Annotated in this window: 14 protein-coding genes; 4 read left to right on the top strand and 10 right to left on the bottom strand. The window is 56.8% G+C overall.

The features are described from left to right. Window positions 1–4 precede the first annotated feature (4 nt). From lapB to pgpB, 3 genes are all read right to left on the bottom strand, one after another. The gene (gene lapB, locus VZP09_RS06485; protein ID WP_002901781.1) at window positions 5–1174 is read right to left on the bottom strand and encodes a lipopolysaccharide assembly protein LapB; all 1170 of its coding nucleotides are present in this window, start codon (window positions 1172–1174) and stop codon (window positions 5–7) included. 6 nt (window positions 1175–1180) lie between these two features. After that, window positions 1181–1489, bottom strand: coding sequence for a LapA family protein (locus VZP09_RS06480; protein WP_002901780.1), 309 nt, complete (start codon window positions 1487–1489; stop codon window positions 1181–1183). 135 nt (window positions 1490–1624) lie between these two features. Further along, entirely contained in the window at window positions 1625–2392 is a 768-nt protein-coding gene (gene pgpB / locus VZP09_RS06475) for a phosphatidylglycerophosphatase B (RefSeq protein WP_002901779.1), read from the bottom strand. A 163-nt stretch (window positions 2393–2555) separates the two neighbouring features. Between pgpB and ribA the strand changes: the two genes are divergently transcribed. After that, on the top strand, window positions 2556–3158 hold the full coding sequence (ribA, locus tag VZP09_RS06470) for a GTP cyclohydrolase II (protein ID WP_002901778.1): 603 nt from the start codon (window positions 2556–2558) through the stop codon (window positions 3156–3158). 46 nt (window positions 3159–3204) lie between these two features. On the opposite strand, the gene acnA is transcribed toward ribA, so the two are convergent. From acnA to topA, 4 genes are all read right to left on the bottom strand, one after another. After that, window positions 3205–5877, bottom strand: coding sequence for an aconitate hydratase AcnA (gene acnA, locus VZP09_RS06465; RefSeq protein ID WP_328794966.1), 2673 nt, complete (start codon window positions 5875–5877; stop codon window positions 3205–3207). A 388-nt stretch (window positions 5878–6265) separates the two neighbouring features. After that, window positions 6266–6433: a YmiA family putative membrane protein gene (locus VZP09_RS06460; protein ID WP_002901776.1), complete on the bottom strand. Its 168-nt coding sequence runs from the start codon at window positions 6431–6433 to the stop codon at window positions 6266–6268. A 245-nt stretch (window positions 6434–6678) separates the two neighbouring features. Continuing rightward, window positions 6679–7653 (bottom strand): HTH-type transcriptional regulator CysB, encoded by a 975-nt coding sequence (cysB, locus tag VZP09_RS06455; protein ID WP_002901772.1) that lies wholly within the window; start codon window positions 7651–7653, stop codon window positions 6679–6681. A 345-nt stretch (window positions 7654–7998) separates the two neighbouring features. After that, window positions 7999–10596, bottom strand: coding sequence for a type I DNA topoisomerase (gene topA / locus VZP09_RS06450; RefSeq protein ID WP_002901763.1), 2598 nt, complete (start codon window positions 10594–10596; stop codon window positions 7999–8001). 406 nt (window positions 10597–11002) lie between these two features. Between topA and VZP09_RS06445 the strand changes: the two genes are divergently transcribed. Beyond that, entirely contained in the window at window positions 11003–11254 is a 252-nt protein-coding gene (locus VZP09_RS06445; protein ID WP_002901761.1) for a YciN family protein, read from the top strand. A gap of 47 nt (window positions 11255–11301) precedes the next feature. Here VZP09_RS06445 and sohB read toward each other — a convergent pair whose 3' ends face one another. After that, complete coding sequence (sohB, locus tag VZP09_RS06440; RefSeq protein WP_032438557.1) at window positions 11302–12348, bottom strand: protease SohB; 1047 nt, start codon at window positions 12346–12348, stop codon at window positions 11302–11304. 44 nt (window positions 12349–12392) lie between these two features. Then, window positions 12393–12608: a hypothetical protein gene (locus tag VZP09_RS06435; protein WP_004148112.1), complete on the bottom strand. Its 216-nt coding sequence runs from the start codon at window positions 12606–12608 to the stop codon at window positions 12393–12395. Here VZP09_RS06435 and VZP09_RS06430 point away from each other — a divergent pair. Both VZP09_RS06430 and cobO read left to right on the top strand, forming a co-directional pair. Continuing rightward, entirely contained in the window at window positions 12603–13364 is a 762-nt protein-coding gene (locus VZP09_RS06430; protein ID WP_004196459.1) for a YciK family oxidoreductase, read from the top strand. The genes VZP09_RS06435 and VZP09_RS06430 overlap by 6 nt on opposite strands. Continuing rightward, a complete protein-coding gene (gene cobO, locus VZP09_RS06425; protein ID WP_002901749.1) occupies window positions 13361–13951 on the top strand; it encodes a cob(I)yrinic acid a,c-diamide adenosyltransferase in 591 nt (196 codons plus the stop codon). Before VZP09_RS06430 ends, cobO begins: the two co-directional genes overlap by 4 nt. 60 nt (window positions 13952–14011) lie before the next feature. On the opposite strand, the gene rluB is transcribed toward cobO, so the two are convergent. After that, window positions 14012–14914: a 23S rRNA pseudouridine(2605) synthase RluB gene (gene rluB, locus VZP09_RS06420; protein ID WP_002901746.1), complete on the bottom strand. Its 903-nt coding sequence runs from the start codon at window positions 14912–14914 to the stop codon at window positions 14012–14014. Between the last annotated feature and the right edge of the window lie 45 nt (window positions 14915–14959).

Below are 14959 nucleotides of genomic sequence, written 5' to 3'. Positions count from 1 at the left end.
GGCTTTACTGGCCGTCGAGACCGCGAATGGGTTTAATGGTCGCCCACGAGCGGCAGGACGGACAATGCCAGTAGAGTGTATGAGCGGTAAATCCGCATTTCTGGCAGCGATAGCGTGGTTTGCTGCGCACCTGCTCACCAACCATGTTTCGCAGCACTCCAAGGCTTTCTTTCGCCCGCCCTTCTTCCGCTTCGTTGAGATGGTAGTCCATCAGCTTATGGAAGACGCGCATGGTCGGGTGGCGTTCCAGCTGCCGGGTGACGTAGTTTTGCGCCGCTTCGACGCCTTCCCGTTGCTCGAGGATCTGCGCCAGCATCAGTTCGGCGGTCGCCCCGGCGTTCTCCTCCACGCAGCGGCGCAGAAAAACTTCCCATTCATCGGTTTTGCCGAGCTGCTGGTAGCAGGTCTGCAGCATCTCCAGCGTTTCACCCACCAGCTCTTTATCCTGATCGATAACCCGCTCGAGGCTCTCCACCGCTTTGGCGTAGTCGCCCTTTTCCATCCACACCCGGCCCATCATGATCGATACCCGGGCGCTGGTGCGGTCCGCGGCGGCGCCTTTTCTCAACAACGCCATCGCTTTATCCAGATCGTTGGCTGCCATCTGCTGCAGGGCCAGTTCGCACCAGAAGTTGGCGATTTCGCCACGATGTTTCTCTTTCCCCAGCTTCACCAGCCGTTCAGCCACTTCAATAGCCGACTGCCAGTCGCTGGTCGCCTGGTAAATCTGCAGCAGTTGCTGCAGCGCGCCGAGGCGGAAATCGGTCTCATCCACCAGCTGTTTGAACATGTCTTCCGCGCGGTCATACAGTCCGGCGGCCATATAATCCCGTCCCAGCTGCTGCACCGCTAACAGGCGCTGATCGTAGGTTAACGACGCGCTTTCCATCAGGCTCTGGTGAATTCGGATCGCGCGGTCGACTTCGCCGCGCGAACGGAACAAATTACCGAGCGTCAGGTGCGCCTCAACGGTACCGGTATCCTCTTTCAGCATATCAAGGAACAGGTCGACGGCTTTATCCTGCTGGTTGCTGAGCAGGAAGTTAACCCCCGCCACGTAATCTCGCGACAGGCGGCTCGCATCGTCCTGTTTGGACTGTTGTGCACTTCTGCGTCCCATGTACCAGCCGTAAGCGGCGGCAACGGGTAAAAGCAGAAACAACAACTCCAGCATAAGAGGTTATTCCTTCACCGCAGGCACGCCTGCGTCGACAGCCGCCGGGCTGACGGGGGCAATCTGATGCTCAAGACGCTTAATTTTCCGCTCCGCGCGCGCCAGTGAGACACGCACCCGCAGCCAGAACAGGCCGCAGATCAGCCAGCCAATGGCAAAGCCCGCGGCAAACAGCACCGCCAGCAGCGTCGATATGCGGAATTCACCCTGAGCGAGTAAATAGTTGAAAGTGACCTGTTGGTCATTCTGCGCCCCCAGCGTCACTGAAATGACGAAGATTGCTAACACCAGTAAGAAAATGAGTAAATATTTCACATGACTTCCCGTTATGTGGGTTGCGCGAAAAAAGCCCGCTTTCAGCCCTATAAAGTATCATTTTCGCCGCAGCGGTGGAATGAAAAAGCATGGCAACTCTTCAGGATATGCGGTCGGATGCCGCTAAAATCAACATTATTCCGCTTCAGGCATCCGTTTTTTAATATCCTGCGCCTCTTCTCCGGGCGGCGAGAGCGGCCCACAAAGGCGCTGCGTCAGCCAGCAGGCCACCGTGACCAGCAGCCAGGAGATCAGCGTGGCGACGATGAGATCCAGCGGCCAGTGCATGCCCAGCGCCAGGCGACTGCCCATCACCGCCGTCGCCCACACCAGCAGCACCGCGATTGTGCCCCAGCGGCGACGCGGCCACAGCAGCCCCGCAGCGAGTAACGCCCAGCTGGCGGCAAACATGGTGTGACCTGACGGGAAAGCAAACCCCGTCTCCTTCTGCCAGTGTTTGCGTAAAAATGACGGAATGTCCTGCGCCTGCGCCAGCTGTTCATGCACCAGTTTAGCGCGTTCTTTACGCTTTAACGCGTAGAATTGCGTCACCGGCACCTGCCTTGTGTTTTCCAGCCAGATGACGAACGGTCTCGGCTCCTGGACCCGCGCCTTGACCCAGGATTTCGCCCCCTGTCCCGCCAGGATAGCGGCGGCAAGGATAAGGAACAGGATCAACGCCGCGCGCAGGCGAAAGCGCAGACACCAGAGGAACCAGCCGCAAAGCACGACATGAGTGATAATTCCCCACGGCTGGGTCACCGTTTCCGTCACCCACCACAGGCTTTTCAACATGGCAACCGGCAGTCCAGGCTGCCACAGCCACCCGGAAAGCCAGACCGTGAGGGGCATAACCAGCAGCAGCGCCGCCGCGAGAGCAGTTCGTCGGGCTATCAACAGCATTTTCTCTCCTTCTCCTTGTAGATGAACATCATAGCGGAAAGTAGATCGTTTGTGCGCTTTCCACACGGCTAACCGTTCGCGATTAGGAGAACGTCCAGGCGTTGTGGCAAAATAGCGGGAAACAGAAAGCACAGTCAGGTGCTGACAGAATCTGGAGAATCACATGCAGCTTAAACGTGTGGCAGAAGCCAAACTGCCAACCCCCTGGGGCGATTTCCTGATGGTGGGTTTTGAAGAACTGGCAACCGGACAGGATCATGTCGCGCTGGTGTATGGCGATATATCAGGGCAGTCGCCGGTCCTCGCCCGCGTACATTCAGAGTGTTTGACGGGCGATGCCCTGTTTAGCCTGCGCTGTGATTGCGGCTTTCAGCTGGAAGCGGCTCTGTCGCATATCGCTGAAGAAGGTCGGGGGATCCTGCTCTATCACCGCCAGGAAGGACGCAACATTGGTTTATTGAATAAGATCCGCGCCTACGCGCTGCAGGATCAGGGCTACGACACTGTCGAAGCGAACCATCAGCTTGGCTTCGCCGCCGATGAGCGCGATTTCACCTTGTGCGCCGACATGTTCAAATTGCTCAACGTTGAGCAGGTGCGGTTATTAACCAATAACCCGAAAAAAGTGGAAATTCTTACCGAAGCCGGGATCAACATTGTGGAGCGGGTGCCGCTGATCGTCGGGCGTAACCCGAAAAACGCTCACTATCTGGACACCAAAGCCGCCAAGATGGGCCATCTGCTGAACAGCAAGCCGACGGAATAAACCGGTGGAATAACCGAAAAAGGGCCAGCAATGCTGGCCCTTTGTTTCACAGCATATTACGAATAACGTAGTGCAGGATGCCGTCGTTGCGGTAGTAGGTGAGTTCGGTCGCCGTGTCGATACGGCACCGACAAGGGATCGCTTCCTGCGAGCCGTCAGCGCGAGTCAGGGTCACCGGCACCGTAGCGCCAGGCTGAAGCGACTGCAGATTACTGATATCAATCCGCTCTTCCCCTGTCAACCGTAGCGTTTTGCGGGTGACGCCCTGCGGGAACTCCAGCGGCAAAATGCCCATTCCGATCAGGTTGGAACGATGGATACGCTCGAAGGACTCGGCGATCACTACCCGAATCCCCAGCAGGCGCGGCCCCTTCGCCGCCCAGTCACGGCTGGAACCTGAGCCATACTCCTTACCGGCAATCACCGCCAGCGGTGTACCCTCAGCCTTGTACAGCATCGCCGCATCGTAAATCGCCATCGGTTCAGGATCCGGCAGATGGCGGGTCATACCCCCTTCCACCCCTGGGACCATTTCGTTACGGATGCGGATATTGGCGAAGGTGCCACGCATCATCACCTCATGGTTACCGCGACGGGAACCATAGGAGTTAAAGTCGCGCCGGGCAACCCCATGCTCCTGCAGATAGCGGCCTGCCGGACTATCGGCTTTGATGCTCCCCGCCGGCGAAATGTGGTCCGTGGTGACTGAGTCGCCCAGCATGGCGAGGATCCGCGCGCCGCGAATATCCTCTACCGGCAGCGGCTCGGCGCCCATCTCGTCAAAGAACGGCGACAAGCGAATATAGGTCGAGTCCTCCTGCCAGTCGTAGGTATCTGACGCCTCCACCTTGATCGCCTTCCACTCCTCAGTGCCGGAAAACACTTCCGCGTACTCTTTGCGGAACATCTCGGTGGAGACCTGTTCCACCGCGCGGGCAATCTCCTCCCCGCTCGGCCAGATATCTTTCAGATAGACCGGCTCGCCATTCTTGCCCTGTCCCAACGGCTCGCGGGTGNGGTCGATATTCATGTTCCCCGCCAGCGCATAGGCGACCACCAACGGCGGCGAGGCCAGCCAGTTGGTTTTCACCAGCGGATGAATACGTCCTTCGAAGTTACGGTTACCGGAGAGCACTGCCCCGACGGTCAGATCTCCTTTTTTGATCGCTTCTTCGATAGGTTCAGGCAATGGACCGGAGTTACCGATACAGGTGGTGCAACCATATCCCACCAGATTGAAGCCGAGCTGGTCGAGGTAAGGCGTCAGGCCGGCATGGGCCAGATAATCCGACACCACTTTCGAGCCTGGGGCCAGGGAAGCTTTCACCCACGGCTGCGGCTGCAGGCCGCGTTCGACGGCTTTTTTCGCCAGCAGGCCGGCGGCCATCAACACGCTGGGGTTAGAGGTATTGGTGCAGGAGGTAATCGCTGCAATAGCCACCGCGCCATCCGGTAGCGAATAGTGATGCCCGTTCAGCGTATAGTCAACCGGCTGACGCTGACGCTGAAGGTGGTTAACCTCCAGCTCGCCGCTGGCGGCGAAGGCTTTCGGAACATCGCCCAGCGCCACGCGATCCTGCGGTCGCTTCGGCCCGGCGAGGCTCGCTTCGACGCTGCTCATATCCAGCGCCAGGGTACTGGTAAAGACCGGCTCATCGCCAGGCTGGCGCCACATGCCCTGGGCTTTAGCGTAGGCTTCCACCAGCGCGACCTGTTCTTCGCTACGGCCGCTGAGACGCATATAGCTGAGCGTTACGTCATCGATAGGGAAAAAGCCACAGGTGGCGCCATACTCCGGCGCCATATTGGCGATGGTCGCCCTGTCGGCAAGGGGTAAGGTATCCAGGCCGTCACCATAGAATTCAACAAACTTGCCGACGACGCCATGCTGACGCAGCATTTGGGTAACCGTCAGTACCAGGTCAGTGGCGGTGATGCCTTCGCGCAGTTTGCCGCTGAGCTTAAAGCCCACAACATCGGGGATCAGCATTGACACCGGCTGGCCCAGCATAGCGGCTTCCGCTTCAATCCCGCCCACGCCCCAGCCCAGCACGCCAAGACCATTAATCATGGTGGTATGGGAGTCGGTGCCCACCAGCGTATCCGGCCACGCCATCCACTGGCCGTTCACCTCCTCGCTCCAGACCGCCCGGCCAAGGTATTCCAGGTTCACCTGGTGGCAAATACCGGTGCCCGGCGGCACCACGCTGAAGCGGCTGAAGGCCTGCTGCCCCCAGCGCAGAAAAGCGTAGCGTTCGTGGTTCCGCTCCATTTCCAGGCGGACGTTGTCTTCGAAGGCCTCGTCGTCGCCGAAGCGGTCAACGGTCACCGAGTGGTCGATCACCAGGTCAACCGGCGATAGCGGATTAACCTTCGCCGTATCGCCGCCAAGGCGTTTCACCGCCTCGCGCATGGCGGCCAGATCCACTACCGCCGGCACGCCGGTAAAGTCCTGCATCAGGACGCGTGCCGGACGGTAGGCGATTTCCCGGTCGGCATGGGCCTGTTGCAGCCAGCCGGCCAGGGCGCGAATATCTTCTTCAGTTACCGAGTCACCGTCCTGCCAGCGCAGCAGGTTCTCCATCAGCACCTTCAGCGACTTGGGCAGTCGACTGATCTCGCCCAGCTGCTTCTCCGCCAACGGCAGACTGTAGTAATGCCAGGTTTTATCGTTGACCTGCAGCGTGTCCTTACTGGCTTCTCGTAGGGTTGACGACATAGCTCCTCCTTTATCTCAGGGATGGCATACCCTGATTCTCCTCAGGGTCTCCATTAAAGATAACACATACTGAGCATAACACTTTGATAACAACCCAAATTGCTAAATACGACGAGACAGAGAGAGAGGAAACGGGAATTATCCGAGAGCAGGCGAAATAGCACCAAAATAGTGCAAAGAGGGCGTATGCCGATATTGTATTAGTACACGAGGACAAAAAAAGAGCTAATCGGCCAGCGGGCAGTGATTAGCTCTGGTGAGTGATTTCAGGTTGGATGAATCCAGCGGCAAAATATATTCTCCCTGTATTGCCGGTCACTGATTTTATATTACAGTTTCCTTTCACTGTCATAAAAATGACATGTATCTACAACGATGACCTACAGCTTTAGCTGACAATCCAGATGTTGCAGATGGTGAGCGCGATGATGCTCCAGAACATCGCCAACCCTACCAACACTACGCCCCATACGCGACTACGCAGAACGGGATCGATTTCGGTTTTGTCATTCTCGTATGACATCGCCAGTTTCATGTAATCGATATTACTTATCATATTGTCACCACCAATTGCTCAAATCATCAGGTACAGATAAATCTTAATTATGGATAAAAGATTAATCCAGTGAATTTAGGCCTGATGGAATATATTTAACCGGTTATTTGATCGCGGCGGGCATAATGAAAAACGTGTTGCCAAAAATTATTAATTTTGTGATTGGTTCGAGGTTTAAGTTGTTAAATACAGTCCATCATAGTTAATGGCACTCCTCGCAGGGAGTGCCATTATTATTTTCAGGGTTATTTTTCCGGAAGTTTTATATCTTTGAACATCGCTTCAATATCTTCATTCGAGCGTAAAGCCACCGCGGTATCTACCACGTCCCTGGTCAAATGGGGAGCAAAACGTTGAATAAAATCATACATGTAGCTTCGTAAGAAGGTGCTACGGCGGAAACCTATCTTAGTGGTGCTGTGGCTGAAAATACCGTTCGCATCCAGCTTCACCAGATCCGGGTCAGAGACCGGATCCACCGCCATGCTGGCGATTACCCCTACCCCCAGCCCCAGGCGAACATAGGTTTTGATGACGTCGGCATCGGTGGCGGTAAAAACAATGCGCGGCGTCAGGCCCGCACGGTTAAACGCGGTATCCAGTTCGGAGCGGCCGGTAAAACCAAAGGTATAGGTTACCAATGGATACTGGGCCAGTTCCTCTATGGACACCGAGCCCTTGGTGGCCAGAGGATGCTCGGGGGTCACTACAATCGACCGGTTCCAGTGATAGCATGGCAGCATCACCAGATCGTCATACAGATGCAGCGCCTCGGTGGCGATGGCGAAATCGGCATTGCCTTTCGACACAGCCTCCGCAATCTGAGTCGGCGAGCCCTGATGCATATGCAGCGACACCCGCGGGTAGCGTTCAATAAACCCCTTGATCACTCCCGGTAACGCATAGCGCGCCTGGGTATGGGTGGTGGCGACGTAAAGAGACCCTTTGTCAGGCCAGGTATGCTCTCCGGCGACAGATTTGATGGCATCGACTTTCGACAGCACTTCGCGGGCGATGCGGATGATCTCCTGCCCGGCCGGCGTCACCTGGGTTAAGTGTTTACCGCTGCGGGCAAAGATCTGAATGCCCAGCTCATCCTCCAGCATGCGGACCTGCTTACTGATACCCGGCTGGGAGGTATAGAGCCCTTCGGCGGTGGATGAAACATTCAGGTTATGGTTAACCACCTCAACGATGTAGCGAAGCTGTTGTAGTTTCATGGCTGATATCCGTTTGCGCGTAAAATGAAGCCGCTTAATACACTTTACGTTCAGGCAACTTGTCGCCGATGAAGGCCCTGGGCTCCCGGCAGTTGGCCATAGTGGCGCCGCAATGCATCCTGAAAGCGATGATGTATAAGACGTTTTAATAATAAAAAAGGCATTAACTATAACCACTNTATCATTTATATCAACACTGTATAGACGCTAACGAAAAATAATATAGGTGGTTATAAGGGGAGGAAATTAACACAAAGAGGGGAAGACGACACGGCAGAGAAATGCACTCTCTCTGCCGGTCGCCTGAGCAGGAAAAGCGCGCTTTTCCTGCCCGAACGAACGCCATTACTTTTTGGCTTCCGTCCACTTACCGTCGATAAAGAAAGCTGACCAGCCGGTCGCTTTGCCCTCTTTTTCAGACGCCACGTACTGCTGCTTGGTTTTACGGCTAAAGCGTACCAGCGTTTTATTGCCTTCCGGATCCTGCTGCGGCGCATCGGCGAGATAACGCAGTTTTTCCGGCAGACGATCGCGGAAGCGGTACAGCTCCTCCACCAGCGGCGCACGCGTTTCCCGTGATTTCGGGAAGGTGTTGGCCGCCAGGAAGACGCCCGCCGCCCCGTCGCGCAGCACAAAGTAGGCGTCAGACTTCTCACACGGCAGCTCCGGCAGCGGCACCGGATCTTCCTTCGGCGGAGCCACTTCGCCATTGCGCAGGATCTTACGCGTGTTCTTACACTCGTCGTTGGTACAGGCCATGTACTTACCGAAACGCCCCATTTTCAGGTGCATTTCAGAACCGCACTTCTCGCACTCCACCACCGGGCCGTCATAGCCCTTGATGCGGAATTCGCCCTCTTCAATCTCGTAGCCGTCGCAGGTCGGGTTATTACCACAGACGTGCAGCTTACGCTTAGGATCGATAAGGTAGCTGTCCATCGCCGTCCCACACTTCTGGCAGCGACGTTTGGCGCGCAGCGCGTTGGTTTCCGCGTCATCGCCTTCCAGCACGTTGAGGACTTCGTTCTCCGGCACCAGGTTGATGGTGGTTTTGCACCGCTCTTTCGGCGGCAAGGCATAGCCCGAACAGCCGAGGAAAACGCCGGTGCTGGCGGTACGGATCCCCATTTTACGGCCGCAGGTCGGGCAGTCGATGCTGGTGAGCACCATCGGGTTCGGCTGCATGCCGCCCTCTTCCGGATCTTTCTCTGCCGTCGCCAGCTGGGTGGTAAAATCGCCGAAGAAGTGGTTCAGCACCTCTTTCCACTCGGCCTGGTGGTTCGCAACCTGGTCGAGGCGATCCTCCATCTGCGCGGTAAAATCGTAGTTCATCAGATCGCGGAAGTTTTCTTCCAGCCGGTCGGTAACGATCTCGCCCATTTTTTCGGCGTAAAAACGACGGTTTTCCACCCGCACGTAGCCGCGATCCTGAATGGTCGAAATGATTGACGCGTAGGTCGACGGACGGCCAATCCCGCGTTTTTCCAGCTCTTTCACCAGCGAGGCCTCGCTGAAACGCGCCGGCGGCTTGGTAAAGTGCTGCGCAGGCGTCAGCTCCACCAGGCTCAGGCGGTCGCCCTGTTTGACCAGCGGCAGCGTCCGGTCTTCATCGCCCTTGCGCAGCGCCGGCATGACTTTTGTCCAGCCGTCGAAACGTAAAGTGCGACCGCGCGCTTTCAGTTTGAAATCACCCGCAGCCACGGTCAGCGTGGTGGAGTCGTACTGCGCCGGCGTCATCTGACAGGCGACAAACTGGCGCCAGATCAGCTGATAAAGCTTCTGCGCATCCGCTTCCATATCTTTCAGCGTTTCCGCCAGCACGTTCACATCAGACGGACGAATCGCTTCGTGCGCTTCCTGCGAGTTTTCTTTGCTGGCGTACTGGTTCGCGCTATCCGGCAGATATTTTTTGCCAAACTTGTCGCTGATGTAGCCGCGAACCATGTTCAGCGCGTCCTGACTCAGGTTGGTGGAGTCGGTACGCATATAGGTGATGTGCCCTGCCTCATAGAGTCGCTGAGCCATCATCATGGTCTTTTTCACGCCGAAGCCCAGACGGGTGCTGGCCGCCTGCTGCAGGGTGGAGGTGATGAACGGCGCGCCCGGCTTGCTGCTGGTCGGCTTATCTTCACGCTCCAGTACGCTGTAGCTGGCTTTTTCCAGCAGCGATACCGCCGCCATGGTCTCATCGCGGCTGACCGGACGGAACGGCTTATCATCCTTATGGGTCACCTGCAGCGGCAGGGCGTCACCGCCCGGCGTGGTGGTGCTGGCGTCGACTTCCCAGTACTCTTCCGGGACGAACGCTTTAATTTCACGTTCACGCTCCACCACCAGGCGGACCGCGACGGACTGCACGCGCCCGGCAGAAAGACCACGGGCGATTTTTTTCCACAGCAGCGGCGAAACCATATAGCCCACCACGCGGTCCATAAAACGACGCGCCTGCTGGGCGTTAACCCGATCGATATTCAGTTCGCCCGGCTTTTCAAAGGCCTGACGAATAGCGTTTTTGGTGATCTCATTGAACACCACGCGGCTGTAACGCTGTTCATCGCCGCCGATGACTTCCCGCAGGTGCCAGGCAATGGCTTCCCCTTCGCGGTCAAGGTCGGTTGCGAGATAGATGTGGTCAGCTTTTTCCGCCAACTGTTTGAGTTCTGAAACTACCTTTTCTTTACCCGGAAGTACTTCATAGTGCGCATTCCAGTCATGCCATGGGTCCACGCCCATACGGTTAACCAGAGCACTACGTTCGTCCTTTTTAGGCTTTTTAGCCCCTTTGGTGGCGGTAGAGTCGGCGCTCTTTTTGGAAGCTGATCCACTGGTCGGCAAATCGCGGATATGACCGACGCTGGATTTCACCACGTAGTCATTACCCAGATACTTATTGATCGTTTTGGCTTTTGCCGGGGACTCAACGATAACGAGAGCTTTACCCATATTCACCTTTACCTAATTTGATTCATCCAGGAATACATCGCACATTCATACACCCTCCACTGGCGACTGCCTCATATGTTGCGGCACCGTCGGTGAATATCAACCCTGAACACCCGTTTCATCTCCGTAAAACCAGGCGCTTGAGTTTGCTGACTTTTTCTCGTCAGGTGACATAGCACGAAGAATTTTTGGCCGAATGTCAAGCAAATCTGTTGCCAGATCGCCGAAAGCGTCACACTGTACCTGATAAAATTCGTTACGCAACTTTATTAGCATGCAAAAGCAAATCCCGCCAGTAAACGGCTGTTTCTCCACTGGTTACCATTACCCCTGATTTATGCATGGAAAATTTGCCCCACGCCGCCGCGCGGCGTAAACTACGCGCGGAGAAAAAGAGGAGTCCGTTATGCAAGGTACAACCCAACCAATCGATCGCCAGACGCTGCTCGAAAAAGCCAACAAACTTATTCGCGAACATGAGGATACGTTAGCCGGTATCGAAGCCACCGACGTCGTTCAGCGCAACAATGTCCTGGTGTTTAGCGGTGAGTTTTACCTTGATGAGCAGGGACTACCGACGCCGAAGAGTACAGCGGTATTTAACATGTTTAAGTATCTTGCTCACGAGCTGTCGGACAAGTACCACCTGGTCGATTAAGACCGGTGAAAACAATAACGCGAGGCCCAGGCCTCGCGTTATGTTATTTACATCAGCGGTTTCTGACCGCGCTGCCACCAGCGCAGCAGAAGCCGATCGGCGCTCTCCGCCGCGCTACCGGTGAAGCGGTCGAGCATCTTCTTACGCTGTTGATAACGCACCCCGATCACCTCGTGGCTCTCCATCAGCCCCAGCAGCAGCTCATCGCTGGTTTCAACCACATCCACCAGACCTTTTTCCAGCGCCTGCACCCCGTACCAGTGTTCGCCGGTAGCTACCTGCTCAATATCAAGTCCCGGACGCATCCGGTGGACGAAATCCTTGAACAAATGATGTGTCTCATTAAGATCCTCGCGGAACTTGCGCCGCCCTTCCTCGGTATTTTCGCCCAGCATGGTGAGCGTTCGTTTGTACTGCCCGGCGGTGTGCAGTTCGATATCGATATCTTTATTCTTCAGGAAGCGGTGCAGGTTCGGGATCTGCGCCACCACGCCAATAGAGCCAAGGATCGCAAACGGCGCCGAGACAATTTTGTTCGCCACGCAGGCCATCATATAGCCGCCGCTGGCCGCCACTTTGTCGACCGCCACCGTCAGCGGGATCTGCTTGTCGCGCAAGCGCTGCAGCTGAGAGGCGGCCAGACCGTAGCCGTGCACCACCCCGCCGGGGCTTTCCAGGCGAATCACCACCTGATCGCGCGCTTTCGCCGCCGCCAGTACCGCGGTGATCTCTTCCCGCAGGCTATTGACCTCATGGGCATCCATACTGCCTTTGAAATCCAGCACCCAGGCGCGCGGCTTGCCTTCCGGCTCGGCATTACCCAGCTTCGCCCGCGCTTTGGCCGCCTTCGCCTCTTGTTTTTGCTTTTTCTTCTGCGCCTTATGCCACTGCTTCTGCTGCGGGCCGTCCAGCAGCGCCACCGCCAGCGATTCCTTCATCTCTTTATAATGCTCGCTAAGATTGGTCACCCGCAGCTCGCCGCGCTGCTTCTTGCGCTGAGCGAGGTTGACGATAATAGCGGCAATCACCGCGATGGCGACGACAACCGTCGCGATCTTGGCTAAAAATAAGCCGTACTGAGCAAGTAATTCCACGTTTTCACCTTGTGTAAAGCACTGACGTTGCTGCACAGTGTACCTCAGCCGCTGGCGAGAAGTCTTTGTGCTTTGTGTTCTCTGCGCAGCGGATTCCGTTTTTTTTCGCGCGGCTGAAATCGTTGCAAGATATTAATTTTGTGAATACTTTCCGCTTCGCCGATTGCAATGGCGGGCGCTTTCAGGCATAACAGCGCAAAAGTGAGATACCAAAGATGAAGCGCGATCGGGAACCGATCGCCCAAGGAGTTGCCGTGCATTATCAACCACAACGTCACTTGCTGAAAGATCGCATCATCCTTGTCACCGGGGCCAGCGACGGGATTGGTCGTGAAGCGGCCCTGACCTACGCGCGCTATAGCGCCAGCGTTATCCTGCTGGGTCGCAACGACGACAAACTGCGCACCGTCGCCCAGGAGATTGAGCGTGAGGGTGGTATTCCCCCTCGCTGGTTTACCCTCGACCTGCTCACCTGTACGCCCCAGGCGTGCCAGCAGCTGGCGCAGCAGATCAGCATGCACTATCCCCGCCTTGACGGCGTGCTGCATAACGCCGGCCTGCTCGGCGACATCTGCCCAATGGAAGAGCAGAAGCCGGAGGTCTGGCAGCAGGTGATGCAGGTGAACGTTAATGGCACCTTTATGCTGACCCAGGCGCTTCTTCCTTTATTACTCCGTTCGGAATCGGGCTCGCTGGTCTTCACCTCATCCAGCGTCGGTCGTCAGGGCCGCGCCAACTGGGGCGCCTATGCCGTTTCCAAATTCGCCACCGAAGGGATGATGCAGGTGCTGGCCGACGAGTATCAAAGCCGCCACCTGCGGGTAAACTGTATCAACCCCGGCGGCACTCGCACCGGAATGCGCGCCAGCGCGTTCCCGACGGAAGATCCGCTGAAACTGAAAACCCCCGCTGACATTATGCCCGTCTATCTGTGGCTGATGGGTGACGACAGTCGTCGCAAGACGGGAATGACCTTCGACGCCCAACCGGGACGTAAACCAGGAATTGCCCAATGAGTGATGAACGCTACCGCGAACGCCAGCAGCGGCTGAAAGATAAAGTTGACGCCCGGGTGGCGGCGGCCCAGGACGAGCGCGGCATTGTGATGGTCTTTACCGGCAACGGCAAAGGCAAAACCACCGCCGCCTTTGGCACCGCGACCCGCGCCGTCGGCCATGGCAAAAAAGTCGGCGTGATCCAGTTTATCAAGGGGACCTGGCCTAACGGCGAGCGTAATCTGCTGGAGCCTCACGGCGTCGAATTTCAGGTGATGGCCACCGGCTTCACCTGGAACACCCAGGATCGCGACAGCGACACCGCCGCCTGCCTGGCGGTCTGGGAGCATGCCCGCCGTATGCTCGCTGACGACCAGCTCGATCTGGTGCTGCTGGACGAGCTGACCTACATGGTGGCGTATGATTACCTGCCGCTGGAGTCGGTGCTGAGCGCCCTGCGTGAGCGACCTGCCCATCAGTCGGTGATCATCACCGGCCGCGGCTGTCATCGCGATATTATTGAACTGGCCGATACCGTCAGCGAACTGCGTCCGGTCAAGCATGCATTTGATGCCGGGATTAAAGCGCAGATGGGGATAGACTACTGAGGGCCTGATAGCGCGGAAGGAAGTACGCGTTCCGGCGGCAAGTCACCGGAACGCATAACATTAACCGTTAGTCTTATTGCGAGTACTGGAACGACGGTTGCTGTTGTTACCCTGGCGCGGATTAGCGCTGGTCTGGCTGTGACGCTTCACCGCCCGACGGATCTGATTGGCTTTCAACCGCCGACGGTCTTTCTCGACGGCAACCTTAGAGCTGGTTTCCGGCGTGAGCTCCACCAGCTCGCGCAGGTAGTTGGTCTGCGCCAGGTCCAGCTCGGTATAGCCGCCGCGCGGCAGGCCTTTCGGCAGCAGAATATCGCCGTAGCGCACGCGGATCAGACGGCTGACCTGCACGCCGACCGCTTCCCACAGGCGACGCACTTCGCGGTTACGCCCTTCGGTCAGGGTAACGTTATACCACTGGTTAATCCCTTCGCCGCCGGTGAATTTGATGGTTTTAAACGCTGCCGGACCATCTTCTAACTGTACGCCGCGCGACAGCTGGCGCAGCTTATCATCATCCACCTGGCCGAAAACGCGAACGGCGTACTCACGCTCGACTTCACGGCTCGGGTGCATCAGGCGGTTGGCCAGTTCGCCATCGGTGGTGAACAGCAGCAGGCCGCAGGTATTCACGTCCAGACGACCAACGGCAATCCAGCGCGCGCCGCGCAGTTTAGGCAGACGATCAAACACCGTCGGGCGTCCTTCCGGATCGTTACGGGTGCAAAGCTCGCCTTCCGGCTTATAGTAAGCCAGCACGCGGCAGATCTGCTCGGCAGACTCTTTCACCGAGATCAGATGACCATCGATACGAATTTTTAAACCAGGGACAATTTCCACACGATCGCCGAGGGTGGCGATTTTGCCGTCGACGCTGACGCGGCCAGCTTCGATTTTCGCTTCAATTTCACGGCGGGAGCCGTGGCCGGCGCGGGCCAGCACTTTTTGCAGTTTCTCGCTCATTGAGCTTCCTTAAGGTGTCGCCTTCCCAGGCGTCTGGTATGCTTT

This window comes from Klebsiella sp. EMBS2024 (assembly GCF_036233805.1).
Classification (GTDB): domain Bacteria; phylum Pseudomonadota; class Gammaproteobacteria; order Enterobacterales; family Enterobacteriaceae; genus Klebsiella; species Klebsiella pneumoniae.
Note: the sequence above shows the minus strand (reverse complement) of the source record. Positions and strands in the feature narration are given on the sequence as shown.